The 24,759-nt window shown below is 61.5% G+C and carries 26 protein-coding genes; 17 read left to right on the plus strand and 9 right to left on the minus strand.

The features are described 5' to 3' along the window. The first annotated feature begins 90 nt into the window (after positions 1-90). The 4 genes from ABIE53_RS26365 (at position 91) to ABIE53_RS26380 (ending at position 5,023) form a co-directional block, all read left to right on the plus strand. Positions 91-1,449, plus strand: a complete 1,359-nt coding sequence (locus ABIE53_RS26365; RefSeq protein ID WP_192699243.1) for an MFS transporter — start codon at positions 91-93, stop codon at positions 1,447-1,449. 75 nt (positions 1,450-1,524) lie between these two features. After that, on the plus strand, positions 1,525-2,250 hold the full coding sequence (locus ABIE53_RS26370) for a nitroreductase (RefSeq protein WP_051153874.1): 726 nt from the start codon (positions 1,525-1,527) through the stop codon (positions 2,248-2,250). A gap of 14 nt (positions 2,251-2,264) precedes the next feature. Next, complete coding sequence (locus ABIE53_RS26375) at positions 2,265-3,917, plus strand: AMP-binding protein (protein ID WP_192699242.1); 1,653 nt, start codon at positions 2,265-2,267, stop codon at positions 3,915-3,917. A gap of 107 nt (positions 3,918-4,024) precedes the next feature. Then, positions 4,025-5,023, plus strand: coding sequence for an NADPH:quinone oxidoreductase family protein (locus tag ABIE53_RS26380; RefSeq protein ID WP_192699241.1), 999 nt, complete (start codon positions 4,025-4,027; stop codon positions 5,021-5,023). 28 nt (positions 5,024-5,051) lie between these two features. Here the strand turns inward: ABIE53_RS26380 and ABIE53_RS26385 are convergent, their stop codons facing one another. Then, complete coding sequence (locus ABIE53_RS26385; protein WP_192699240.1) at positions 5,052-5,840, minus strand: SDR family NAD(P)-dependent oxidoreductase; 789 nt, start codon at positions 5,838-5,840, stop codon at positions 5,052-5,054. 174 nt (positions 5,841-6,014) lie between these two features. Here ABIE53_RS26385 and ABIE53_RS26390 point away from each other — a divergent pair, with 174 nt between their 5' ends. After that, positions 6,015-6,626, plus strand: a complete 612-nt coding sequence (locus ABIE53_RS26390; RefSeq protein ID WP_192699239.1) for a TetR/AcrR family transcriptional regulator — start codon at positions 6,015-6,017, stop codon at positions 6,624-6,626. Positions 6,627-6,657: 31 nt separating this feature from the next. On the opposite strand, the gene ABIE53_RS26395 is transcribed toward ABIE53_RS26390, so the two are convergent. Beyond that, the gene (locus ABIE53_RS26395; protein ID WP_053859379.1) at positions 6,658-7,101 is read right to left on the minus strand and encodes a winged helix-turn-helix transcriptional regulator; all 444 of its coding nucleotides are present in this window, start codon (positions 7,099-7,101) and stop codon (positions 6,658-6,660) included. Positions 7,102-7,190: 89 nt separating this feature from the next. On the opposite strand from ABIE53_RS26395, the gene ABIE53_RS26400 reads away from it, so the two are divergent. Together ABIE53_RS26400 and ABIE53_RS26405 are read left to right on the plus strand one after the other, a co-directional pair. Then, entirely contained in the window at positions 7,191-8,051 is an 861-nt protein-coding gene (locus tag ABIE53_RS26400) for an oxidoreductase (protein ID WP_192699238.1), read from the plus strand. 43 nt (positions 8,052-8,094) lie between these two features. Beyond that, the gene (locus ABIE53_RS26405; protein WP_192699237.1) at positions 8,095-9,096 is read left to right on the plus strand and encodes an NADP-dependent oxidoreductase; all 1,002 of its coding nucleotides are present in this window, start codon (positions 8,095-8,097) and stop codon (positions 9,094-9,096) included. A gap of 12 nt (positions 9,097-9,108) precedes the next feature. Here the strand turns inward: ABIE53_RS26405 and ABIE53_RS26410 are convergent, their stop codons facing one another. From ABIE53_RS26410 to ABIE53_RS26430, 5 genes are all read right to left on the minus strand, one after another. Then, complete coding sequence (locus ABIE53_RS26410; protein ID WP_192699236.1) at positions 9,109-10,248, minus strand: acyltransferase family protein; 1,140 nt, start codon at positions 10,246-10,248, stop codon at positions 9,109-9,111. 426 nt (positions 10,249-10,674) lie between these two features. Next, the gene (locus ABIE53_RS26415) at positions 10,675-11,682 is read right to left on the minus strand and encodes a zinc-binding alcohol dehydrogenase family protein (protein WP_192699235.1); all 1,008 of its coding nucleotides are present in this window, start codon (positions 11,680-11,682) and stop codon (positions 10,675-10,677) included. Positions 11,683-11,843: 161 nt separating this feature from the next. After that, entirely contained in the window at positions 11,844-12,791 is a 948-nt protein-coding gene (locus ABIE53_RS26420; protein WP_006052100.1) for an ABC transporter substrate-binding protein, read from the minus strand. Between the two features lie 48 nt (positions 12,792-12,839). Next, positions 12,840-13,871: an ABC transporter permease gene (locus ABIE53_RS26425; protein WP_029966054.1), complete on the minus strand. Its 1,032-nt coding sequence runs from the start codon at positions 13,869-13,871 to the stop codon at positions 12,840-12,842. Next, entirely contained in the window at positions 13,864-15,423 is a 1,560-nt protein-coding gene (locus ABIE53_RS26430; protein WP_232292376.1) for a sugar ABC transporter ATP-binding protein, read from the minus strand. Before ABIE53_RS26430 ends, ABIE53_RS26425 begins: the two co-directional genes overlap by 8 nt. Positions 15,424-15,662: 239 nt before the next feature. Between ABIE53_RS26430 and ABIE53_RS26435 the strand changes: the two genes are divergently transcribed. Continuing rightward, positions 15,663-16,364 (plus strand): FadR/GntR family transcriptional regulator, encoded by a 702-nt coding sequence (locus ABIE53_RS26435; RefSeq protein WP_006052103.1) that lies wholly within the window; start codon positions 15,663-15,665, stop codon positions 16,362-16,364. 123 nt (positions 16,365-16,487) lie between these two features. On the opposite strand, the gene ABIE53_RS26440 is transcribed toward ABIE53_RS26435, so the two are convergent. Then, positions 16,488-17,240 carry an SDR family oxidoreductase gene (locus ABIE53_RS26440; RefSeq protein ID WP_006052104.1) on the minus strand — a complete coding sequence of 251 codons (753 nt, stop codon included), beginning with the start codon at positions 17,238-17,240 and terminating at the stop codon, positions 16,488-16,490. Positions 17,241-17,339: 99 nt separating this feature from the next. Between ABIE53_RS26440 and ABIE53_RS26445 the strand changes: the two genes are divergently transcribed. After that, positions 17,340-18,260: an AraC family transcriptional regulator gene (locus ABIE53_RS26445; protein WP_006052105.1), complete on the plus strand. Its 921-nt coding sequence runs from the start codon at positions 17,340-17,342 to the stop codon at positions 18,258-18,260. Between the two features lie 34 nt (positions 18,261-18,294). Here ABIE53_RS26445 and ABIE53_RS26450 read toward each other — a convergent pair whose 3' ends face one another. Next, a complete protein-coding gene (locus ABIE53_RS26450; RefSeq protein ID WP_006052106.1) occupies positions 18,295-19,128 on the minus strand; it encodes an oxidoreductase in 834 nt (277 codons plus the stop codon). A 108-nt stretch (positions 19,129-19,236) separates the two neighbouring features. Here ABIE53_RS26450 and ABIE53_RS26455 point away from each other — a divergent pair, with 108 nt between their 5' ends. From ABIE53_RS26455 to ABIE53_RS26490, 8 genes are all read left to right on the plus strand, one after another. Beyond that, a complete protein-coding gene (locus ABIE53_RS26455) occupies positions 19,237-20,217 on the plus strand; it encodes an AraC family transcriptional regulator (RefSeq protein ID WP_006052107.1) in 981 nt (326 codons plus the stop codon). Positions 20,218-20,332: 115 nt separating this feature from the next. Then, positions 20,333-20,644 carry a hypothetical protein gene (locus tag ABIE53_RS26460; RefSeq protein WP_006052108.1) on the plus strand — a complete coding sequence of 104 codons (312 nt, stop codon included), beginning with the start codon at positions 20,333-20,335 and terminating at the stop codon, positions 20,642-20,644. Between the two features lie 158 nt (positions 20,645-20,802). Further along, positions 20,803-21,405: a DUF4142 domain-containing protein gene (locus tag ABIE53_RS26465; protein ID WP_006052109.1), complete on the plus strand. Its 603-nt coding sequence runs from the start codon at positions 20,803-20,805 to the stop codon at positions 21,403-21,405. A gap of 110 nt (positions 21,406-21,515) precedes the next feature. After that, a complete protein-coding gene (locus tag ABIE53_RS26470; RefSeq protein ID WP_006052110.1) occupies positions 21,516-21,698 on the plus strand; it encodes a hypothetical protein in 183 nt (60 codons plus the stop codon). Positions 21,699-21,809: 111 nt separating this feature from the next. After that, entirely contained in the window at positions 21,810-22,052 is a 243-nt protein-coding gene (locus tag ABIE53_RS26475) for a DUF3460 family protein (RefSeq protein ID WP_006052111.1), read from the plus strand. Positions 22,053-22,122: 70 nt separating this feature from the next. Next, positions 22,123-22,461 (plus strand): DUF4148 domain-containing protein, encoded by a 339-nt coding sequence (locus ABIE53_RS26480; protein WP_006052112.1) that lies wholly within the window; start codon positions 22,123-22,125, stop codon positions 22,459-22,461. A gap of 139 nt (positions 22,462-22,600) precedes the next feature. Beyond that, positions 22,601-23,896 (plus strand): MFS transporter, encoded by a 1,296-nt coding sequence (locus ABIE53_RS26485; protein WP_006052113.1) that lies wholly within the window; start codon positions 22,601-22,603, stop codon positions 23,894-23,896. 52 nt (positions 23,897-23,948) lie between these two features. Beyond that, a complete protein-coding gene (locus tag ABIE53_RS26490) occupies positions 23,949-24,731 on the plus strand; it encodes a substrate-binding domain-containing protein (protein WP_192699234.1) in 783 nt (260 codons plus the stop codon). Positions 24,732-24,759: the final 28 nt, after the last annotated feature.

The raw sequence follows: 24,759 nt of genomic DNA on the forward strand, positions 1-24,759 counted from the left end.
ATCGACTGTCCGCTGCCTTCGCCCGACACTGCTTGTAACACAGCGGCCTGCGCGGACTTCGGCCACGACATTAAACCAAAGGAGACAAGCATGAACCAGATCGATGTTCATTCACTCGCGGGCCAGGCCAGGTTCAATGGCTTGCACAGGCTGGTCCTGTTCTGGTGCGTGTTGATGCTGATAGTCGACGGCTACGATCTCGCCATCGTCGGTGCAGCGTTGCCGTCGATCATGAAGGGCATGCACATCGACGCGACCAGTGCCGGCATCATGGCCGCATCGGCACTGTTTGGCGTCATGCTCGGGGCTATTTTCCTCGGCACGCTGGCTGACCGTTTCGGCCGGCCCATGATGATCTGCGTGTGTGTGGCGCTGTTCAGTCTCTTTACCGCCGCCGCCGGACTGACGAACGATCCTGTCAGTTTCAGCGTGACCCGATTCATCGCGGGCCTCGGCATCGGCGGCGTCTTGCCGATTGTCACCGCGCAAATGGCGGAGTTCTCGCCTAATGCGTTGCGCACGCGATTGGTCACACTCGTATTCGCGGGATATTCGGTTGGCGGCATTCTCGTCGCGCTTACTGCGAAGGAGCTTATCGGCAGTTATGGCTGGCAATCCGTCTTCTTTGCCGCGGGCCTGCCAGTCCTGCTGATTCCGTTCATCATCAAAACGATGCCTCATTCGATGACCTTTCTGATCAAGAACGGCCGACATAAAGAACTGCGCGCGCTCGTGAAGCGTCTCGTGCCCGACTATTCGTTGAGTGACGACGAGCAGTTTGCAGGACCCTCGTCGGACAAAAACAGGGACGTCTCGGTGCGACGACTCTTTCAGGACGGCCGCGCTTTCAGTACTACGATGATGTGGGTCGCATTCATGACGGGCCTCTTCATGGTGTACGCATTGAGTTCGTGGTTGACCAAGCTCATGGCAATGGCGGGATACAGCCTCGGTTCGGCTTTGAACTTCGTGATCGTGTTTAACGTCGGCGCCATTGCGGGTGCGATTCTCGGCGGCTGGCTCGGCGACAGGGTGAATATCAAGCGGGTGCTGATCGCGTTCTACGTCGTGGGAGCCGTCGCACTCTCGCTGATGGGGTACACCAAATCGACAGCGTCATTGTTTGTCGTTGTATTCGTTGTGGGCGCATCGACGCTCGGTACTCAATTGCTCGCCTATGCTTATGCGGGCGGTTTCTATCCCCATGCAATCCGCTCTACGGGTGTCGGTTTTGCTTCTGGCGTGGGCCGCATCGGCGCGATCGTGGCGCCCGTGCTAATCGGCTGGCTGGTGTCGCTGAGGCTGCCGCTGGAACAGAACTTCATGGCAATCGGCGTGGCAGGTTTGATTGGTGCAATGGCCGTGACGCTGATCGATCACGCGCGTGCCGATTCCTATCGCGGACGCAGTGCGGCTATTCCCGCGGTTCAGCGCAGTGCAGGGCGCTAATAGCGACTATTGCAGGTTATTCACTCGAGAAAAGCCACGTCTACGCGGCAGTACATTTTTAACATGCAGAAAGAAATGGATCGTCTATCTCCGCCTCCTTTCACCTCGTTTATCGACGTCAGTCGAGCCGTCGACTGGGCGCTCGTCACCCGGCGCAGCGTTCGCGCTTTCTTGCCGACACCGGTTGCGCGCGAGGACATCGAGTCCATCCTGGAGGTCGCGCGCTTCAGTGCTACCGGCGTCAACATTCAGCCGTGGCATGTGCACGTCGTGACAGGCGCGAAGAAGTCGCGGCTGTCTGCCGCCATCAACGAGATCAATGACGATCCCGCCCGCAGCTCGGACCTCGACGAGCCCTACGACTACTACCCACGCGAATGGATCGCGCCGTATGTGGACCGTCGCCGCAAGGTCGGCTGGAACCTGTATGGATTGCTCGGCATCGAGAAGGGCGACAAGGAACGAATGCACGTCCAGCACGGCCGCAACTATCGCTTCTTCGATGCACCCGTCGGCCTGTTTTTTACAGTGGACCGCGTGATGCGCGAAGGCAGTCTGCTGGATACGGGCATGTTCCTGCAAAGCGTGATGCTCGCCGCTCGCGCGCGCGGCCTCGACACTTGCCCGCAAGCGGCTTTCAACAAATTCCACCGCGTGATCGCCGACGAACTGTCGATTCCCGACAACCAGATGCTGGTCTGCGGAATGAGCCTCGGTTATGCCGATCACGACTGTATCGAGAATTCGCTAGTGACGGACCGTGTCCCAGTGAGCGATTTCACTACTTTCTATAATGAATGAACGGAGACAAAGTCATGAGTGCAAAGGCCTACTCGCGAGGGCTCGAGAAGAATCCGGCGAACCACGTTCCGTTGACCCCATTAACCTTCCTCGACCGGACCGCCGACGTCTATCCGCAACGCACCGCGATCATTCATGGCGAATTCCGCCAGACGTGGGCGACGACTCGCGAGCGTTGCTATCGCCTCGCGTCGGCGCTCGTTCAATTGGGCATTGAGCCGGGCGATACCGTGTCGATCATCGCACCGAATACACCGGCGATGCTCGAAGCGCACTTCGGCGTGCCGCTTTCGGGAGCCGTGCTTAATGCCATCAATTGCCGTCTGGATGCTGACGGCATCGCGTTCATTCTGCGCCACGGCGAATGCAAGCTTCTGCTGGTGGATCGCGAGTTTGCTGCGTTGGTCGAAAAAGCGTTGCAGTCAGTCCCGAATCCGCCGCGTCTGGTCGACATCAACGATCACGAAGCGCCCGACGGCGCCGCCATCGGCGAAACCGATTATGAATCGCTGCTCGCGAGCGGTGACCCGGCATTTACTGGCCGCGGCCCCGTCGACGAATGGACGCCGATCGCGTTGAACTACACATCGGGCACAACAGGCGATCCGAAGGGCGTCGTTCCGAGCCATCGCGGCACGTATCTGATGAGCCTGCTGCAGATGACGAATTGGCCGCTTCCGCGTGCGCCAATTTATCTGTGGACGCTCCCCATGTTCCATGCGAACGGCTGGTGCTTCACATGGGCGATTACTGCCGCGGCGGGAACGCATGTCTGCCTGCGCAAAGTCAACGCGGCCAATATCCTTTCCGCGATCCAGAAACATGGCGTCGATCATTTCTGTGCAGCGCCGATTGTTCTCGCCGGTATCGCGAGCATGCCGCAGTCGGAACGTCAGCCGTTGCCGCGTCGCGTGCGTGTTCTCACCGCCGGCTCGCCGGCGCCCGCTGCGGTGCTCGAAGCCGTCGGCGCAATGGGCTTCGACGTCGATCACGTATTCGGAATCACCGAGATCTCCGGCACGCCGATTAGCTGTGCATGGCACGACGAGTGGGATACGTTGCCGCCGGAGCAGCAAGGCAAATTGAAAGCGCGGCAAGGCGTACGTGCGGCGGCGTTCGAGAAAATGTCGGTCGCCGATCTCGCGACGCTCGAACCGGTGCCGGCCGATAGCCAGTCGTGCGGCGAAGTTCTCGTCCGCGGCAATACGGTGATGATGGGATATCTCAAGAATGCCGACGCAACCGAAAAAGCTTTCGCCGGCGGCTGGTTTCATACCGGAGATCTTGCGGTCGTTCATCCGGACGGCTATATCCAGATCACGGACCGCTCGAAGGACGTCATCATTTCTGGTGGAGAAAACATTTCATCCGTGGAAGTGGAAGAGGTGATCTATCGCATGTCGGGTGTACTCAATGCAGCCGTGGTCGCGCAGCCGGACGACACATGGGGCGAGACGCCTTGCGCTTTTATCGAACTGAAGCCGGATGCTCTCGACATAACCGAGCAGGACGTCATCTCGTTCTGCCGTGAAAGACTGGCTCATTTCAAATGCCCGCGCCGCGTCGTTTTCGGCGAATTGCCGAAAACCGCTACAGGGAAGATCCAGAAGTTTCGTTTGCGCGAGCAGGCGGGCAGTCGAATCGCGATTACGCGACTGGCGGGATGACGCACGTTGTCTTGCGAAGCCGCCATTCGCTGCGCAGTCAAGCGCGGCTGCAATCACACGCATTAGTAGGTATGCTGATGATTGTGTAAGAGAGACGGAGATAGAGCGTGAAAAGCTTCGTTGGAACAAGCTTCGACATCGGCTCCTATGCGTTAGTTGATGAACCGATGCCGGAGCCCGGTCACGGACAACTGCGCATCCGCATCGAAGCAACGGCTCTGGGTTTCGTCGACGGGCTGATGATGCAAGGCCGCTATCAGATCAAACCGCGCTTGCCTTACGTGCCCGGCGGAGAGATTGCCGGCGTCGTCGACGCTGTGGGTCCGGGCGTGACGCGGCCGCTTGTCGGTGAACGTGTCGTCACCTGGCAGCTTGGCGGCGGCCTCGCGGAATACGTGGTGGTCGATGCCGCTGACGTTGACATCGCCCCGAGCGGGCTACCCATGCCGATCGCCGCGGCCATGCTGGTGGACTATCAGACGGCACACTACGCGTTGTTCGATCAGGGACGTTTGACAGCCGCCGATACGCTGCTGGTGCTCGGAGCGGGCGGCGCGGTGTCGTCCGCCGCCATTCAGCTTGCGGTGCATGCGGGCGCTCGTGTGATTGCGGCGGCATCGAGCGAGTCCAAGCGCAAAGCCTCATGCGAACTCGGCGCCGTGGCCGCGATCGACTACAGACTTCCCGACTGGCGCGACGCGCTCAGGAGTGTGGCGCCCGAAGGCGTCGACGTCGTGCTCGACCCCGTCGGCGCAAACATGCTGGAGCCTGCGTTCCGCTCGCTTGCGAAAGGCGGCCGCTATCTCGTGATCGGATTTGCGGGCGGCGCGATTCCGTCGCTGCCGGTCAATCTCGCGCTTCTCAAGAACGCCACGCTGCATGGCGTCGATGTGCGCTATTTCCTCGCAACCCGGCCGGAACAGGCGCGGCGTGTACGCGCCGCGCTGTTTTCGATGGTCGCGCGCGGTCATCTTCGACCGCCTGCGACCATCGCTTTCCCTCTCGCCAACGCAAGCGACGCTGTGCTCGCAACCTTCGACCGCGAAAGACGCGGGAAAATCGTCGTGCTTCCCGAAGCGGTCATCGGTTCGAGCGACGCGGGCTAACGCCTGCGCTCCGCTCAGCCGAAGCGGGTCAGGCCGTTGCCCGATAACGCTCCGCAGCTTGCGCTTGCCGGATATCGGAGAGCAAACCCTGGCGCGCGGCGTCGAGTGCATCCCAGCGTTCGGCGACGTGAAGCGGCGGTATGGTCACCAACTCGCGGCGGTCGTAGCCGATCAACGCGGCATCCACCAGTTGACCCACTTCCATCACTTCGGGCAGCGTATCGATATCGATGCCGGCGCGCTCCCAAATTTCGGTGCGCGTGGCCGCCGGCAGCACGGCTTGCACATACACGCCTTTGGGCGTCAGCTCCAGGCTCAAGCCCTGCGACAGGAACAGCACGTACGCCTTCGTTGCACCGTACACGGTCATGCCGAACTCGGGCGCGAGACCGACGACCGAGCCGATGTTGACGATCGACCCTTCGCCGGCTTGCGCGAGGCGCGGCGCGATGGCGGCCGCGAGCCGCGTCAGCGCGGTGATGTTGAGCGTCACCAGACGATTGATGGCGTCGGCGCTCTGCTCGACAAACCCGCCTGACTGCGCAAGGCCGGCATTGTTGATCAGCACGCGAATGTTCGCGTCTTCGCGCAGGCGCGCTTCGACTGCGGCGAGATCGGCGGGCTCCGTCAGATCGGCCTGCAACACGTCCACATCGACCTTCGTTTCGTCGCGCAAGCGGCTGGCCAGCGCTTCGAGCCGCGCCTTGTCGCGCGCGACCAGAACGAGCGGGTGGCCACGGCGCGCAAAACGCTCCGCATAAACGGCGCCGATGCCCGAAGAGGCGCCGGTAATGAGGACAGTGGGCAGGGCTTTCATCTTGGTGTTCCTTGGCTTGAGTGGGGACCGCTGCCGCCCATCAGCGAGGGCGGCGGTGCAGGCTGGCGTTAATAATGATGGTCGTCATCAAAAAAGTCAACGACTTTGATGATGATCGACATCAATGTATAGTTAACACTTTAGCGTGGCGTTAGTCGAAGAGAGGCACCGAACATGAAGGTCACTAAAGCGCAAGCGCAGGCGAACCGGGCGCGCATCGTCGAGACGGCAGCGACGCTGTTTCGCGAGCGAGGCTACGACGGTGTGGGCGTCGCGGACCTGATGGCGGCCGCCGGTTTCACGCACGGCGGCTTTTATAAGCACTTTGGCTCGAAGGCCGATCTGATGGCGGAGGCTGCGGCCTGTGGCTTTTCGGAGTCGGCGGCCGGCAGTGAAGGGATCGACATCGCCGCGTTCGTCAAGCAGTACTTGTCCCGCGAGCATCGCGATACGCCCGGCACCGGCTGCACGATGGCGGCGTTGTCCGTGGATGCCGGGCGTCAGCCGGAACAGGTCAAGCAAGCCTTTGCCGACGGCATTGAACGGCTGCTGACCAGCATGGTGAGCAAGCACGGCGCGACTAATGCGACTAACGCGACTAACGCGACAAGCGCCGCGGCCAAGCGTGAAGCGCGAGCCCGCTCGATCGACGCCATCGCGCAACTGGTGGGCGCGGTCGTGCTCTCGCGCGCCTGTCCCGATGACTCGCCTCTCGCGGATGAAATCCTCCAAGCCTGCGAGTCGGGCGCGCTTTCACGCCTGTCTGCACCGAAGAAGAAGCCGTAGCACTCGTCGGCGCCAAGGCGCGAACGCTTCGTCAATTTTCATCGACATTCACGATGCGTATCGGGCGCGTCCCGATCTTCGCGCCGGTGACTTCGTCGATCGCAATCGCCTTGATCTCCGTTCCCGTTTCCGCGTCCAGGAAGCGAACCAGCTTGCTATCCCCGCGGTGCTGCCGCCCCCATGCGCCGATGATGAACAGCACCGGCAGGAAGTCCATGCCCGCTGCCGTCAGCACGTATTCGTCGCGCGGCGGGCGCTCCGAATAGCGGCGTTTCTCCAATAGACCTTGTTCCGCCAGCGCGGCCAGACGCCGCGTCAGCATCGTCGGCGCAATGCCCAGACTTTTGCGGAACTGGTCGAAGCGCGTCAGACCCGCGTGGGCGTCGCGCAAGATAAGGATGCTCCACGCGTCGCCCGCGACAGCCAGGCTGCGCGCAATCGGACACGGGTCATCGCACGAATTGATGTCGTCCATACTATTTTGATAGTGACATGGATTTGATTTCCCAGTATAGTCGATTTCAATTTGATAGTGACGCGGGCGTTCCGCACATGGAGCTTGAAATGACTGACAAAAAGCCGTTGGGTGTCGCCCTTGTCACAGGCGCGTCTTCGGGTATCGGACAGGCCGCCGCGCAGCGATTGAGCGAAGCGGGCTACAAGGTTTTCGGCACAAGCCGGCGGCCAGTGCCTGCGGGCCAGCATTCGTTCGACATGCTGACGCTCGACGTCACCAGCGACGAATCCGTCGACGCCGCGGTCGCCCAGGTTATGCGGCGAGCCGGCCGCATCGATCTGCTCGTGAACAACGCGGGCTTCGGCGTCGCGCCCGCCGGCGCCGAGGAAAGCTCGATTGCGCAGGCGCAGTCGATCTTCGATACGAACTTCTTCGGCGTCGTCCGCATGACCCGAGCGGTGGTGCCTTATATGCGGCGGCAGGGCAGCGGCCGCATCGTCAACATCGGCTCAGTGCTCGGTTTCGTGCCGATGCCGTACGGCGCGCTCTACGCGGCAACGAAGCATGCAATCGAGGGCTATTCCGAATCGCTCGATCATGAATTGCGCGGCTGGGGCATTCGCGTGTCGGTCATCGAACCCGCTTATACGAAGACGCCGTTCGACGCGAACTTCCTCGCACCCGATTCCACGCTCGATGTATATCGCGAAGCCCGTGCGGTTGTCAGCAAGCGGGTCAATGAAGTGATGGCGACCGCGACTGAGCCTTCGGTCGTGGCTGAAGTCGTGTTGAAGGCGGCAATAGCCGCGAAGCCGAAGCTGCGCTACCCGGCCGGCGCGCTTGCGAGCCGTCTGCAAATGCTGCGCAGATTCGCGCCGGCCGCACTCGTGGATGCCGGGCTTCGTAAAGATCTTCGACTCGACACGATACCGGCGTCGCAGTCGGTAAGCCCTCTCTTGCAAGAATGAAAAACATGCAGCGCCAGATCACACCGGGGGACCCGAAAGCATCATGAGAGCATTCATTCTCGAGCGATACGGACGCAAGCATGGCGCGCATATCGCCGACGTGGCGGAGCCGCAACTACGCGACGACGACGTCCTGATCCAGGTCCACGCCGCCAGCCTTAATGTTCTCGATTCGAAAATACGCGACGGCGAATTCAAGCTGATTTTGCCGTATCGTTTGCCGCTGATTCTCGGCAACGATGTAGCCGGCGTGATCGTGCGAGTCGGACCGCGCGTGCAGCGATTCAAGGTCGGCGACGAAGTTTACGCGCGGCCGGATAAAGATCGGATCGGCACCTTTGCGGAACTGATTGCAGTGAAAGAAGCGGACGTGTCCATCAAGCCCAAAACACTCACGATGGAAGAGGCCGCCTCGATTCCGCTCGTGGGTCTCACTGCGTGGCAAGCGTTGATCGAGAAAGCGCAACTGCGGAAAGGACAAAAGGTCCTGATTCATGCAGGTTCCGGCGGCGTCGGAACGTTCGCGATCCAACTGGCGAAGCACCTGGGTGCATTCGTCGCGACGACAACGAGTACGGCGAACGTGGAATGGGTGAAGGGCCTCGGGGCCGATGTCGTCATCGACTACAAGAAGGACGACTTCGAGAAAACGCTCGCCGGCTATGACGTGGTGATAAACAGTCTGGACGCGGCGACGTTGCACAAATCGCTTCGCGTGCTGCGACCCGGCGGACGGCTCATCTCGATCTCGGGGCCGCCGGACCCCGACTTCGCAAAAGAGCTTGGTTTGCCGGGCTTCCTGACGCTGGCGACGCGTCTACTCAGTTACCGGATCAGGAAGGCGGCCAAACGCCTGAAAATCAGCTATTCCTTCCTGTTCATGCGCGCAAGCGGCGACCAGCTCGCGCAGATCACATCGCTTATCGAAGGCGGCGTGATACGCCCGGTTGTCGATCGCATCTTTGCATTCGATTCGATCGGAGAGGCGATGGCCTATGTCGATAGCGGACGCGCCAAAGGGAAAGTGGTTGTCAAAATGCGGTGATGGGCGCGCGCATCATTGTTCTTCCACGGTCGCTGCGAGGACAGGTGCCTCCTGGCGGCGGCCGTACCACGAAGCCGCGAGACGTTTCCCGAGCGTATTGCCTGCATCTTCGACGAACTTGTTGCTGAGCATCGAGAGCGGCAGAGTGATAATCAAAGTCGACACGCCCAGTAATGAAGCCATGAGCAACGGCTGCTGTTGAACGGCGGATGTTCCAAGAGCTTTTACCAAGCAGGCACCGAGACCGAACACGATCGGAAAATGCAGCACGTACACGCTGTATGAGATTGTGCCCATGTACTCGAATATCGGCCGATCCAGAAGCGGCATCCTTCTCTTGTTGTGAAACAGGCAATAGACGATGCCGAAGGCAATCAGAATCTCCATCGTTTCTATATTCTTCATATCAAAGATACCTTCCAGCAGGATGCGCGAATACATTAACACCGGGATGAGGCCGAGGCCGATCAGGCGGTAACGGAAATGGCTGATTCCGCGCGTGAGCGGAATCAGCGCGCCGAGACCAAAGGCCAATGCATAGTGCAGCGACAGCGTGCGCGGAATCGGAGCGAGCGCGACCAGTGCCAGGAAAACGAGAAACGGCTTGCGCGTGCGCGGGTTTTGCACGAGCAGATAGATTGCCGGGAACAGAACCGAATAAAACAGCTCCACGCGAAGTGTCCACATCGGCCAATTCAAATGGACGTATATAGATGCGAGCGAGAGGCCGACCAGCGGAGCCGAGATCTTTGCCGGGAAGGCGCTCGTCGCCCAGGCGCTATAGGCCGGAGAGGACAGTCCCGTCTTGATGAGCGGCCACAGCGCGAGCGCAAGCGCGATCGACAACCACAACGCGGGATAAATGCGGAAAAATCTTTTTACATAAAACGTCTTGACCCACGACGGCTTATTCGCGGCTGAGCCGCTCATCAACGACAAAGCGAGTACACATCCGCTGAGAACAAAGAAGACTTCGACTGCGGCTTGTCCGTTGAACGTTCTGTCAACGAATATGGCTATCTTGTTCTGAAACGAATCCACGCCGTATCGCGCGGTGATCAGGCGCTGAAGATCGAACAGGGTCCAGACATGAGTTCCTACGACAGCCAGACAGGCCAAACCACGGAGTGAAGTAAAACTCTTGATATTCATTGGCCACTTCCTCCCCGAAGAAGACAAACGCATCCGAGGTCGGGAGACATCGGACAGGATTTAGTGCTTTCTGAAAACTTTCGATGCCGAGGCGGACCCGGCAAGCGGCATGTAGATAGCGGACTAGCGTGGCACTCTTGAGTGCCGTCACGCAGCGGGGGAGTATAGGTTCAATCGATGCGCGCGATGGCTTGTGAGTCTCCATATCGCGAACTGTTGGCGCATTTCGATTAGTGAATACGGCTTTTTCGGCGGTTGTCGTTTAGTGCGGGCGCGTATCGCGTATAAGTAAAACGCGCCATGTGATTAAGCGCAGTGGCCTTCTGCGCTTAAATCTTGCGACTTCGTTGTTTGCGATAGTTCGCAGTACGCGGATTTTTTTGCTTTGTGACAGCACTGCGTTCCGTTCGACCCAACGGACTTAAATCAGCACTCCACCAGCGCCTTGACGACGGTCTGTCCTGGCTCCATCAGCTTCGGGAACTCGGTGGGTACATCCGACAAGCTCATTCGGTGCGTATTGAGCGCCTTGTCGGGAATGCGGCCCGCGCGCATCGCTTCGAGAACCGTCTCGAAGTCTTCGGCGGTCGCATTGCGGCTGCCGAGCAGCGTCGCTTCACGCTTGTGAAACTCCGGATCGGAGAAGGTGACCTCGCCGGGCACGATCGAAATCAGCACGTATTTGCCACCGTGAGCAATGAACTGGAAGCCGCGATTCATCGCGTTGATGTTTCCAGTTGCATCGAATACGACGTCGAAGAACTCGCCGCCTGTCATCGCCGCGAGTTCGTCGACGTCGTTCGGGCCGATCTGAACCGCCGAGACTCCGATATGTTCGCGGCAGAATGCGAGACGATCCTCGCGCGTGTCGAGACAGGTGACCTGTGCGCCACGCAGGTTCGCGAACAACATGGCCGCCATGCCGATCGGGCCCGCGCCCACGACAAGAACGCGCTGGCCGGCCGACACATCGGCACGGCGAACCGCGTGCGCGCCGATCGCGAGAAATTCGAGCATGGCCGCCTGATCGAGCGTGACGCCTTCGGCCTTATGCACGAACTGCGCGGGCACCGAGAGAAACTCCGTGAGCGCGCCGTCGCGATGCACGCCGAGCACTTTGATATTGACGCAGCAGTTGGTCTTGCCCTGCCTGCACGCGATGCAGCTTCCGCACGACAGATACGGCATCACATAAACGGCGTCGCCGGGCACGACGTGCGCATTGGCATCGGCCTCGGCGACGATGGCCGACAGTTCGTGGCCCATCACTCGCGGATACTGCAGGTAAGGCTGGTTGCCGGAATAGATGTGCATATCGGTCCCGCAAATACCCACGCGGCTGACGCGCAAAAGCACTTCGCCTTCGGCACGGTGAGGTGGTTCGCGGTCTTCACGGCGCAGCACGCCAGGCGATTCGCAAATGACGCTAAGCATTTCGGCATCCTCTTGATTGGTCTTGTCGATCACCGGACGGCGGATCGACTCTGTAAAAAAACGGCATACGTTGCCGATAAAACGTTGGCGTGGGCACGAAGGTCGTCCGAATGGGCACATGCCGGCGCGCAGCTATAAAGCGCCGCGCCGGCGAACGCTCATCAATAGAGAACGTTCTTTGCCTCGGACGAATCGAGGTTCTGTTTCTCGACCATCATCACTCCAGTGTCGACCTGCTTCGACACAGGCTTGCGCTCGATCACCTTCACGATCGTCTCGATTCCCTTGTAGCCCATCTGATACGAGCTTTGAACCGCAATGGCCTGGATCGTGCCGTCGCGAACAAAGCCCTGCAAATCCTGATTGCCGTCGAAGCCGATGGCAATCACCTTGCCGCTTTTCCCCGACTGTTGAAGGGCGCGTCCCATGCCCACGGCGGTCGGCTCGTTCGCGCCGAAGACGCCCTTGAGATCGGGATTGGCCGACAGTACATCGGTGGTCTGATTGAGCGCGTTCGCCATCTGCGACTGCGAGTAGAACGGGCCGACCAGTTGCAGCTTCGAATGCGCGGCAATGTACTTGCGGAATCCGCCGACGCGGCCAACTTCCGATCCGGCGCCCGGCACATACGACATGACCGCCACCTTGCCGGTCTGTCCGACGCGGTCGATCATCGCCTTTGCACAGAGTTCGCCGGCCTTCGCGTTATCGGTCGACAGGAACGACTGGTAGTACTGCTTGCCGGCATCGGACACCGAGGAGTCGATCAGCACCACGGGAATATGGGCTTCCCACGCTTTCTTCATCGCGGGCACGAGCGCATCCGGGTCCGACGGCGCGAGGACGATGCCCGCCACATGCCGGTTCACAGCGTTCTCGACCATGTTGACTTCGTCCGCGATAGCCGACTCCGTCGCGGGACCCTGGAAGGTCATCGTGTAGCCCTTCGCATCGGCCATTGCAGCGGTCGCGCCTTTCTGGACGTTCTGCCAGTAGTTGGAGTTGGCCGTCTTCACGATCACGGCAATCTCGCCGCCTGCCGCTTGCGCATACGCGCTGAACATTGCACACATCGCCGCGGCCGCAGCCAGTACGGATACCTTTTTCATGTCTCGCTCCTTGATTTGTGGTTTCAACTGCGTCTTCTGATTACGACTTTATGACTTCCGGTTTCGAAGTTGATCGATCCATACGGTGCCGAGAATCACCACACCGATGATGATCTGCTGGATAAAGCTCGATACGCCGTTCATGTTCAGCCCGTTGCGCAGCACGCCGATCACGAATGCGCCGATGGCCGTGCCGGAAATCGTGCCGACGCCGCCCATCAGCGACGTGCCGCCGATCACCGCGCTCGCAATCGCATCGAGTTCATACATCACACCTTCGTTCGGCTGCGCGGTGACGAGGCGCGACATCAGCACGCAGCCGGTCGCGCCGGCCAGCACGCCGGACAGCACATAGGTGAAGAGCTTGACGCCTTGCACGTTGACGCCGGAAAGCCGCGCTGCTTCCGCGTTCGATCCGACCGCGTAGATATGACGGCCAAGCGAGGTGCGCGAAAGCAGTATCGACACCGCGACGAACAGCACCACCATGATCACGACCGGATACGGAATGCCCGGAAAGACGGTGTCGGGAAAACCGTCGGCGCCGATGTGAGAGACCTTGAAAAGCGCGCCATTGCCGAGTTCGCCGAAGGCGTCGCCGAGACCGGAGACAGGTCTTGCGCCCGTGATCTGCAACGCGACGCCGCGGGCGACGAGCATCATGCCGAGCGTTGCGATGAACGGCGGCAAGCCCATGCGCGTGACGCAAATGCCGTTGACCCATCCGCACGCTGCGCCAACCAGCATGCCGCCCAGCATCGCGACAGGAACCGGTACGCCCGCCTTGACGAGCAGCGCGGCCGCGACACCGGCCAGCGCCAGCACCGATCCCACCGACAGGTCGATGCCGCCCGTGATGATCACGCACGTCGCGGCCACGCCGAGATACGCGATCGACGTGACCTGGAGCGCAACGGTCAGCAGATTGCCCACCGAGAAAAACGCGGCACTGGTCAGCGAAAACGCGACGACCAGAACTGCCAGGCTCCCGAGCGCCGCGAATTTCTGGATCAGGTCGCGGCGTCGCTGCCGCGCCTGCTTCTCGATGGCCTGCTCGCGGCCCGATGTGATCTCAAGCATGACTTCTCCCTGATGCATGGTGCAAGATCTCCTCCTGATTCGTTTGTCTTGTCTCGAGGACCGCGGTAATGCGCCCTTCGTGAAATACGGCAATGCGATCGGTCATGCCGAGCAGTTCCGGCAACTCCGAACTGATCAGCACGACGCCGACGCCTTTCGCGGCCAGTTGGTCCATCAGCGTATAGATCGCGTACTTCGCGCCGACGTCGATGCCCCGCGTCGGCTCGTCGAAAAACAGGATGCGCGAGCCGCGGTACAACCATTTGCCGATCACGATCTTTTGCTGATTGCCGCCGGACAGGTTCCGCGTAATCTGCCTGACCGTCGGCGTGCGGATCGCGAGTTCGCGAACGTAGCGTTCCGCGATTGCCGTCTCTTCGGCGAAACGCAGAAAGCCGCGCGACGAGATGGCGCGAACGTTGGTGAGCGTGATGTTTGCCGACACCGGCATCGACAGCGCGAGGCCGTCTTTCTTGCGGTCCTCGGACAGATACGCGATGCCGTGACGAATCGCTTCGCGCGGTGAGCGGATCTCGACCGGCGTATCGCCGAGCAGAATCGAACCCGAGTCGGGCCGCTCCGCGCCGAAGATCGCGCGGGCGACTTCGGTGCGTCCCGCGCCCATCAAGCCCGCGAAGCCGAGAATTTCGCCCTTGCGCAACTCGAACGAGACCGGGCCGAAGGTGCCCGCTCGCTGCAGATCGCGCACCCTGAGCAGAATGTCGTTCGTCGGAGTGGACTGACGCGCGGGATAGGCGTCGTCGAGCGCGCGGCCCACCATCCGCGCGACGATTTCATTCACGTTGGTCGCCGCGAGATCGGTCGTTGCGATATGACGGCCATCGCGCAACACCGTGACGCGATCGACGATCTCGGCCATTTCGTCGAGCCGATGCGAGATATAAAGAATCGCGACACCGTCGGCGCGCAGTTCCTTGATGATGCGAAACAACTGGACCGTTTCCGATTCAGTCAGCGACGACGTCGGCTCGTCCATGATGAGCACGCGCGCATTCAGCGACAGCGCCTTCGCGATTTCCACCATCTGCTGCTGCGCAATCGACAGCGCGCCGACCAGCGTAGTGGGCGACACGTTCAGCGCAATGCGTTGCAGCAGGCGCTGCGCGTTGGCGTTCATCGTCCGGTAGTCGACGAACGGGCCGCGCTTCGGTTCGCGCGCAAGGAAGATGTTTTCCGCGACGGACAGATGAGGCACCAGGTTCAGTTCCTGGTGAATGATCGCGATGCCGGCCGCCTGCGCCTCCGAGGTGGAAGAGAACTGCACGGGCGCGCCGTCGTAGCACATCACGCCATCGTCCGCGTGATATTGACCGCTGATGATTTTCATCAGCGTCGACTTGCCCGCGCCGTTCTCGCCGCAGATCGCGTGCACTTCGCCGGAGCGCAGATCGAGATCGACGCCGTCCAGCGCCACGACGCCGGGGAAACGCTTGCCCACTCCCCTGAGTTGCAAGACCTCCCGGGGAACTGGCGGCTCAGGCGCCTGGCCTGGCCGCGGCTGCGCGGTCGTTTGTGTCAATCCCGTCTCCATTTGTTCAGGAATCTGCGAGCCGGCACACAGGAACGGAATCCCGCCGACTGGTCAGTCCAATTTGAGCAAATTAGAGCGCATAACCGCTTATCTGGTCAAGCCAATTTAGCGTTGCACAACTGGTCATTCCAATAAGGGAAACCCTGAGTTCGCAACTGCACGCGTGGCCGGGCCTCGTGGCCGCGTGCTAGACTTTGCCGCGGCCGCGCTTTGCGGCCCTCCGACGGACCCTGCGGACAATGAAGCAAACTGAGCCAAAGCGGCTTTACCAATCTGTGGCGACGCAGATTCTCGCGCTAATTCAACAGGCCGGGCTGCAGCCGGGCGCGCGTCTGCCCGCCGAACGCGAGCTTGCCAATACGCTCGCCGTATCGCGTCCTTCGTTGCGTGAAGCGTTGATCGCGCTCGAAATAGGCGGGCAGATCGAGATACGGATGGGCTCGGGCGTCTATGTCCGCGATTCGAAGACCGGCGGCGACAATGCGGTGCCGGCCCTCGGCGAGAGTCCTTCCGAACTGATGCAGGCGAGGGCGGCAATAGAGGGGACTGTGATCGTGCTGGCAGCAGGCAAGCTGTCGGCGGCCACGCTCGACAGATTGCGCCGCACGGTGCTGCGAATGAAGCGCCTGGCGGCCGCGGGCAAATCGCCGGTCGATGCCGACCGGCAATTTCATATGCTGATCGCGGAGATTGCCGGCAATTCGGTGCTGAGCCGCTTCGTTGCCGAGATGTTCGATAGCCGCCATGACCCGATTGCGGCGGCGATTCGCGATCACTCCGAAAGCACCGAAACCTGGTCGGCCGCGGTACGGGAGCACGAGGAAATTCTCAAGGCGCTGCAGAGCGGCGATCCGATTGCCGCGCAGACGGCCATGCGGACGCACCTCAAAGCGTCGGAGGAACGTTGGATAGCAGGTGTATTGCGGCAGGGCGACGTTTAAGTTTATCTTGCGTCGCTCGCCGCAAGTGCATGCCGGCCATGTCGGAACATGGCGGCCAATGCGCGACTAATTAGTTAGGATGGCGAACGTCGAAGTACGTTGCCGATACGACGGACAATTCCATTAGCGTAGGCCGCGCGCGTTGTACCACTCGACAGCGTCTTCTCCTGCGGGAATATTGAACGGGCTCGAAGAATCGGTGGCCGCGAGCCAGACAGCTTCCGCGACATCTGCTGCGTGCGTGACGGTCGTCTCTTTCTCCCAGTTTGCGAATATCTGCTCGACGAGCGCGCCGTAGGGCTCGGGAAAGCCGCTTTGCATCCGCGACCGTGCGTTCTCGCCGAAGCGCGTGGAAGGTGCGCGTCCCGGCAGCACCACCCGTACGCGCACATTGAACTGCTCGAGTTCGAGCGCGAGCGATTCGCTGAACGCATTGACCGCCGACTTGCTCGCGGTATAGACCGAGAGCAGATGCAACGGCCTGCACGTCACCGTCGACGTGACATTGACGACCACGCCTTCGCGGCGCTCGCGAAACTGCGGCAACACGGCCTGGGTCATTGCGATGGTGCCGAGCGTGTTGGTCTCGAAGATCTCGCGCGCGGTGTCCATCGGCGTACCTTCGACGGCGTTCAGAAAGCCGATGCCGGCGTTGTTGACGAGCACGTCGATCGGACCGGCCGCATCGACGGCGGCGCGAATGCTTTGCGCGTCCGTTACGTCGAGCGGAAGAATCAAAAGACGGTCGGAAGCTGCGAACACATCGTCGCGTGGCGTGCGCATGGTGGCGATCACGCGCCAGTCGCGAGCGAGAAAATAGCGCGCGATTTCCACGCCAAAACCGGACGAGCAGCCGGTAATCAAAACGGTCTTCATGTCGACTCCTGGGGTCGGTGACAGTCCCCAGACGATACTTCGTGAAGGGTCGGACTTGCTACAATCGAACGTCCATGTTTCATTCGAAATCGTCCATCCATGACCGATCCGCTCGCTGAAGTCGTCACCTTGCTTCAGCCGACTCCGACCTTCTCGAAGGTGCTGAGCGGCGCCGGGCGCTGGCGCGCGAGCCGCACGGAAATCGGACAGCCGTTTTATTGCGTGGTGCTCGACGGGTCGCTGCGTCTGTCCGTCAACGGCTGCGAGCCGCTCGTTCTGCAGGCCGATGACTTCGTGCTCGTCCCGGAGGTTTTTGGCTTTTCGGTAACGAGCATGGAGCCGCCCGACGACGACGCGTTGCCTCAGAGCGCGCCTACCGCGCTGCCCGACGGCACGTTTCGTTTCGGCGATCCCTCCGCCGCGCCGGAAGCGCAGTGGCTTGCCGGCCTCTGCGCGTTCGGTTCGCCGGATGCCGCGTTGCTGGTCTCGCTTCTGCCCAGGCTCGTGCTGGTGCGCGGCGATCGCCGGCTCGCGACGCTCGTCAAACTCGTGCGGGACGAATCGCGCGCGCAGCGGCCCGCGCGCGAAGTCGTGCTCGCGCGCCTGCTCGAAGTGCTCTTCATTGAAGCATTGCGATCGACGCAAACCGGCGCATCGCCCGGACTCATCCGCGGTCTCGCCGACGCGCGTCTCGCGCCTGCGATTCGCCAGATGCACGAAAGCCCGGAAAAGCTTTGGACCGTCGCAGAACTCGCGAAGGCCGCCGCGCTCTCACGCTCGTCGTTTTTCGACCGATTTAGCCGCGCAGTCGGCGTCGCGCCGATGGAATACCTGTTGTCGTGGCGCATGGCGATCGCTAGAAACCTGCTGCGCCGGGCCGAAGTCGGCGTCGCAACCATCGCGACGCGCGTAGGTTATAGCTCGGCGAGCGCATTCAGCGTCGCGTTCACACGTCATGTCGGCATGCCGCCGACGCAGTACGCCCGCGAGGCTTCAGGCGCCGCGCTTCGAGAGGAATAGGCAATGCAGCGTGCTTGCACGTTGCCTGGCATGCTCAGCCATCCGTCGAGACAGTGACGCTTTCCCACGCGCGGATTTCATCTTCGAGCGACGACAACTTGCCTCGCACCAACGCGAGTGCATCGCTGCCGAGCAAGAGATGAACGGGCGGATTGGCTGCGTCGATTGCGGCAAGCATCGCGCGCGCGGCTTTGCGTGGATCGCCCAGTTGCTTGCCGCTTTTTTCCTCGCGAGCCTGGCGCACGGGATCGAACGTCTGGTCGTAGTCCGCGATCGAGCGGGGTGTCCGTTTCATCGAACGGCCGGCCCAGTCGGTGCGGAACGAGCCGGGCGCCACGGCCGTCACCGCGATACCGAATGGCTTGACCTCTTTGGCAAGCGCTTCGGACATGCCTTCAAGCGCGAATTTGCTGCCGCAATAGTAAGCAATGCCAGGCATGGTGATGTAGCCGCCCATCGACGTGATGTTCAGAATGTGGCCGCGCCGGCGCGTTCGCATGAAGGGCAACACGGCTTTGATCATGGCGACAGCGCCGAACACATTCACATCGAACTGTCGACGCATCTCCGATAAAGGCGATTCCTCGAGAATGCCTTCATGACCGTAGCCGGCATTGTTCACGAGCACATCGATCGGGCCCACGCTGGTTTCGATTTCGGCCACGACGCCGTCGATGGCATCGAAATCGGTCACATCCAGAATGCGTCCAATAGCGCCGCTCGCGCTGAGCGACTCGAAGTCGCGCCTGGCTTCCGCGCTTCTTACCGTACCGACGACCTGGTGGCCCATCGCGAGCGCTTCTTGCGCGAGCGCCCGGCCAAAGCCGCTGCTGACGCCCGTGATAAGCAGAGTTTTGCTGGATGACATTGAAGCACGCTCCGTCGTGTTGAGTGAAAAGTGCATGCTAATCTTGCGAGCGGGACACCGAAAGCCCGGTTCCACTAATTTTCTTGCCTAAAGCTATGAACGCAAACTATGAACGCAAAACGCGTCTTCGCCGAGCAGCCTGAACTGTTGCGCGCCAACCAGAAGCGCATCGTTGCGCTGCTGCGCAAGCTCGCGCCCGACGAGGGCTACAACCTGACCGCGTTGCCGGGCGTGCGCATCCTGCGCTCGAACCGGGCGCTGTCGCGTACGCCGGTGCTCTACGATCCCGGCATTGTGATCGTTTGCCAGGGACGCAAGCGAGGTTACTTCGGCGATCAGCTTTATCTCTACGACGAGCGCCATTACCTTGCCGTGTCCGTGCCCGTACCGTTCACGATGGAAACCGACGCGAGCCCGGCGCGTCCGCTGCTTGCGCTGTATCTGCATCTCGATCTCGCGATGGCCGCGGAACTCGCCGCGCAGATCGATCGCGAAGGCGTGACGGAAGCCGCGACGGAAGCCATCGAGGCGCCCCAGAGCATGATGTCGACGCCGATGGATGCGGCCATGCAGTCGTCGGTATTGCGCTTGCTCGAAGCGTTGCATCGGCCGCTCGAAGGCGCTGTCCTCGGTCCGGGGCTGCTGCGCGAACTGTACTTCCGCGTGCTCACCGGCGCGCAGGGACGCTCGATGAGAGAGGCGCTGGCAATGCGCGGACCGTTCGGCCGCATCGGCAGATCGCTGCGCCTCATCCATGCCGCTTTTGCAGAGCCGCTCGACGTGATGCAGCTTGCCGACGAGGCGGGCATGAGCGTGCCGAGCTTCCATAGCCACTTTAAGGCGGTCACCCAGGTGTCGCCGATGCAGTACGTGAAGTCGACGCGTCTGCATCAGGCTCGTCTATTGATGGTTCGCCAGGACCTGACTGCGGAAGCCGCCGGTCACGCCGTGGGCTACACGAGTCCTTCGCAGTTCAGCCGCGAGTTCAAGCGCCTGTTCGGCTTGACGCCGGCGGCGGAGGCGAAGCGCATGCGCGAAAGTTTCGCGCTGCCGGCTTTCGCGGATGCGACGTATGTGTCGTCGCATTGAGCTCTTGCAGACTTGGCCATCTTCGCCGACGTCCGCACTGTGAGCCAGGAACACGGCATGCGCCGCCGTGATCGTTGGATCAAGTTTGGCTAAGTTGGATTAAAGGAGACACCACATGAAGATCGCGACGAAGTTCGAGCCGCTGCTTGCGGCGTTGGTGCTCTCGCTCGCCGGTTGCGCGACGGGCGGCATGCAGCAGACCGCGCAACGGCATCTGAGCGCCGCGCAATGCCGCGATCTCACCGATCTGCGCAACAAGGCGCCCGCCACGCACGAGCGCAGCATGAGCGAGCTGACGGCGCTGCGCAGCGCGGGCTATCACCCGGAATGGCGCTTCGATCCTTATTACCCGGCCGATCTCGAAGCGGCGCAGCGCCAGGTGAACATCTGGTACGAGACCGAATGCACGCAAGCTCAACCGGGCTGATCGCGCGCCAGGCATAGCCCATGCTCGGTACGTCGTCGAGATGAACTTGCGCCCAGGCATCCGCGTATCGCGAGCGGATGAACGAGGCCGCCATCGCCTTCGACGAGCAACGACCGCTGCCCACGCATCGCAGGCGGTTGCATCCGGGAGAGCCGACTATGAATCGCATCGACAGCACTAGCGGCGCGTCAACCCAGGCGCGCAACACGTCGCGCCACGCGCCGCGAAGCCGGTTCTTTGCTTTTGCCGCGCTGTGTTGCGCCACGATGCTCGCCGCAGCGGGATGCCGTTTAATGCAGTCGGGCGCCGAAGTCACGCCCACCGATCAGCAGTTCATGCTGACGGCGGCGAGCGTCGGAACCGCTGAAATCGACCTCGGCCAATTGGCGGCGACGCGAGGCAGTTCGCCGGAAGTCCGCTCGTTCGGCGAGCACATGGTCGCCGAACATACGCGGATCAACGCCGAGCTCACGCAGCTCGCGGACACGAAACATGTCCGGCTCCTGAAGGCGATGGACCCCGCGAATCACACGCTTTACTCGGAACTGTCGCATTTGTCCGGAGCGCAATTCGATCGCGAATACATGATCTCGCAACTGCACATTCATCGGATGGGTAACTCGCTCTATGCCAGCGAGGCCGCGCAGGGCGAAGACCGGGACGTCAAGGCATTCGCGGCGCGAGGTGTGCCCGTCGGCAAGGAACATCTGCAACATGCAGCCGAGCTGGCACAAGCGCTTGGGGTGTCTTCGTCGAAGTGACCTATCGAAGCGCCGCTCGCGAAGCAGCGCTTGTTTTTTTGGACCAGCGACGTGTGCGGCTCGCGCGTCGCTGGATCGTTACCGCGCCATGCGCAAATGGAGGACCAATCGTGAAGACCGCTCCCCCCGATAATCGCACCGAGCAGGACGCCAAGGCCGAAGCAAACTCCGGCAAGCCTGCAACGACGCCCAGCGGCAAGCCGGGCAGCGGACAACACGCGGCGAATCACACCAAGGCCGGCAAGGACCACGGAGCCGGCGGCGGCGCAAAGCAACGGCACGGGCCGCGTTAGCGCTTGTTGCCGGTATGCGCCGCGTGGCACGCGGCTAGCTGTATTCAGCAATGCACACGCGCACGCGCGGTTCGGCGTGCGCCTTCAATGTGGACGATGTGAGAGAGTGAAATGAAGCTATTCGGCCGCTCGTCAAATAACGCTTCGGATGCGACAAAAGGGCTATACGTATCGCCCTTCGAGCAGTTTCTCAATCAGTACAAGGCGACGCATCCCGAGGTGGACAGACAGCAGATGGAGGGCAGGGCGTTGCTGTGGGACAAGTTTCCGATGCAAGGCAATACGACCGATGAACCGTACGGACAGGTTCGTCTGCGTCAGCCGGGCTATGTGTACTACAGTGGAGACGAATAGACGCTGTTCCAACATTCGCGTGTAACGGTCGTAAATTCGACATGCAGTATTTTTGTGGAGCGCAACCGGTATGAGCACACGGCAAACATTTCGGCCGGCACGGTGGGCACTGCCGGCAGTGTGGGCATCGTCGGCTTTCGCGCTTCTGCTCGCCGGTTGCGTGGTCGGCGGCGCGCCATACGCGGGACCGCATCTCAGCCCGACGGAGTGCCGCGACCTCGCGGCGCTAAAAACCAACGCGCCGCCGACGATGGGCCAACATCAAAGCGAACTCGCGGCTCTCAGGAAAGCCGGCTACGACCCGTCGCCCTGGTATGACGATCCCTACTATCCCGACGATCTGCAAGCCGCGCAGCGCCTCGTCGACTACTGGTTTCAGACGGAGTGCCCGCAATCGCAGACCGGTTGAGCCGCGCCGCGATTGATAACCACCGTGCATCGATCATTCAGAAAATAGCACTTATCGTTTCCCGCGCGCCGGGCGAAGATTCGACAAACAACAAACCGCCCGCACCCCCGCGAGTTCGAAATTTCTGGAGACACCCTCGATGCATGCTTCCTCAACGCCTGTGGCTCCCGGGCAATCGAAGACATCCGCCGTGCTGCGCGTGACGGCAGGCAACTTCCTCGAGCAGTTCGACTTCTTCCTGTTCGGCTTTTACGCCACGCAGATCGCCGCCGTGTTTTTCCCGGCGGGCAGCGAATTCGCTTCGCTGATGATGACGTTCGCCGTGTTCGGCGCGGGCTTTCTGATGCGGCCGCTCGGCGCGATCATCCTCGGCGCGTATATCGACGATGTCGGCCGGCGTAAAGGCCTCATCGTCACGCTGTCGATCATGGCGAGCGGCACAATCCTGATCGCATTCGTACCCGGCTACGCGACGCTCGGACTTGTTGCGCCGGCGCTCGTGCTGATTGGACGCCTGCTGCAAGGTTTCTCGGCGGGCGCGGAACTGGGCGGCGTCTCGGTCTATCTCGCCGAAATGGCGACGCCGGGCCGCAAGGGTTTCTTTACCAGTTGGCAGTCGGCGAGCCAGCAAGTGGCGATCGTGATCGCGGCGGCGCTCGGCTTCGGGCTCAATCAGTGGCTCGATACGGCGGCGATCGCTGCGTGGGGATGGCGCGTGCCGTTCTTCGTCGGCTGCATGATCGTGCCGTTCATCTTCATCTTGCGACGCAATCTCGAGGAGACGCGGGAATTCAAGCAGCGTCAGCATCGCCCGAGCATGAAAGAAGTCTTCGCGACGCTCGTGCAGAACTGGAATGTCGTGGTCGCGGGCATGCTGCTGGTCTCGATGACCACCACGAGCTTCTATCTGATCACGGTGTATGCGCCGACCTTCGGCAAGACGGTCCTGCATCTGAGCACCGCGGACAGTCTGCTCGTCACGCTGTGCGTGGGCATCTCGAATTTCATCTGGCTGCCCATCGGCGGCGCGCTGTCCGATCGCATCGGGCGTCGTCCGCTGCTGCTCGGCATGACGCTTCTGGCGATCGCGACGGCCTATCCCGCGCTGTCGCTGCTGGCTCACGCGCCGAGCTTCGTCAACATGCTGCTGGTGCTGCTGTGGCTCTCGTTCATGTACGGCATGTACAACGGCGCGATGGTCGTCGCGCTCACCGAAGTGATGCCGGTCGAAGTGCGCGTGGCTGGCTTCTCGCTGGCATACAGCCTCGCGACCGCGGTGTTCGGCGGCTTCACGCCCGTCATCTCGACCGCGCTGATTCACATGACAGGCGACAAGGCCGCGCCGGGCTACTGGATGAGCTTCGCCGCGATGTGCGGCCTCGGCGCGACCATCGCACTGTATCGACGCCGTGCCGCGCCGCTGCGTGCAGCTTAGTGATGCATCGCTGCGTCGCTCGTTCGGACTTCACACTGACATTCTTCCGACCATGAAATCCTTCTTCCTGAACTTGTGTACCGTGGCGTTGCTCGGCAGCGCCGCCGCTGTGACGAATGTGCAGGCCGCCGATCTGCGCGTGATGAGCTCGGGCGGCTTCACGGCCGCCTACAAAGTGCTCGGACCGCAATTCGCGGCGTCGACGGGCAATACACTTGATACCGCGTTCGGCCCGTCGATGGGCAAGTCGCCCGAAGCCATTCGGAACCGGCTCGAACGCGGCGAGCCGGCCGACGTGGTCATCATGGTCGGCTATGCACTCGACGACCTCATCAAGCAGCGCAAGGTGATCCCCGATTCGCGCGTCGAACTCGCGGATTCGCGCATCGGCATGGTCGTGCGTGAGGGCTCGCCGAAGCCCGACATCGGCTCCGAGGCGGCGCTTAAGCAAACCTTGCTGCATGCCCGCTCGATCGCTTACTCGGACAGCGCAAGCGGCGTGTATGTCGAGCGCGAACTGTTCAAGCGGCTCGGCATCGAGGAACAGATGAAGGGCAAGGCGAAAATGATCCCGAAGATCCCGGTGGCGTCGGTCGTTGCAAGCGGCGATTACGAATTGGGATTTCAGCAGGTGAGCGAGTTGCTGCCCGTGAAGGGCGCGGCGTACGTCGGCAAGATTCCGGAGTCGCTGCAGTCTGTCACGCGCTTCGCGGCCGGCATTCCGGTCGGCGCGCAGCATCCGAAGGAGGCCAAAGCGCTGCTTGAGTATCTTGCGTCGCCCGCCGCGCAGCCGGAAGTGCGATCGACCGGGCTCGATTCCGTCGCCTCGCACTGACGAAGGCAACCATTCAACGCAATCATTG

Origin of the sequence: Paraburkholderia sp. OAS925 (assembly GCF_040543975.1) — a bacterium.
Classification (GTDB): domain Bacteria; phylum Pseudomonadota; class Gammaproteobacteria; order Burkholderiales; family Burkholderiaceae; genus Paraburkholderia; species Paraburkholderia graminis.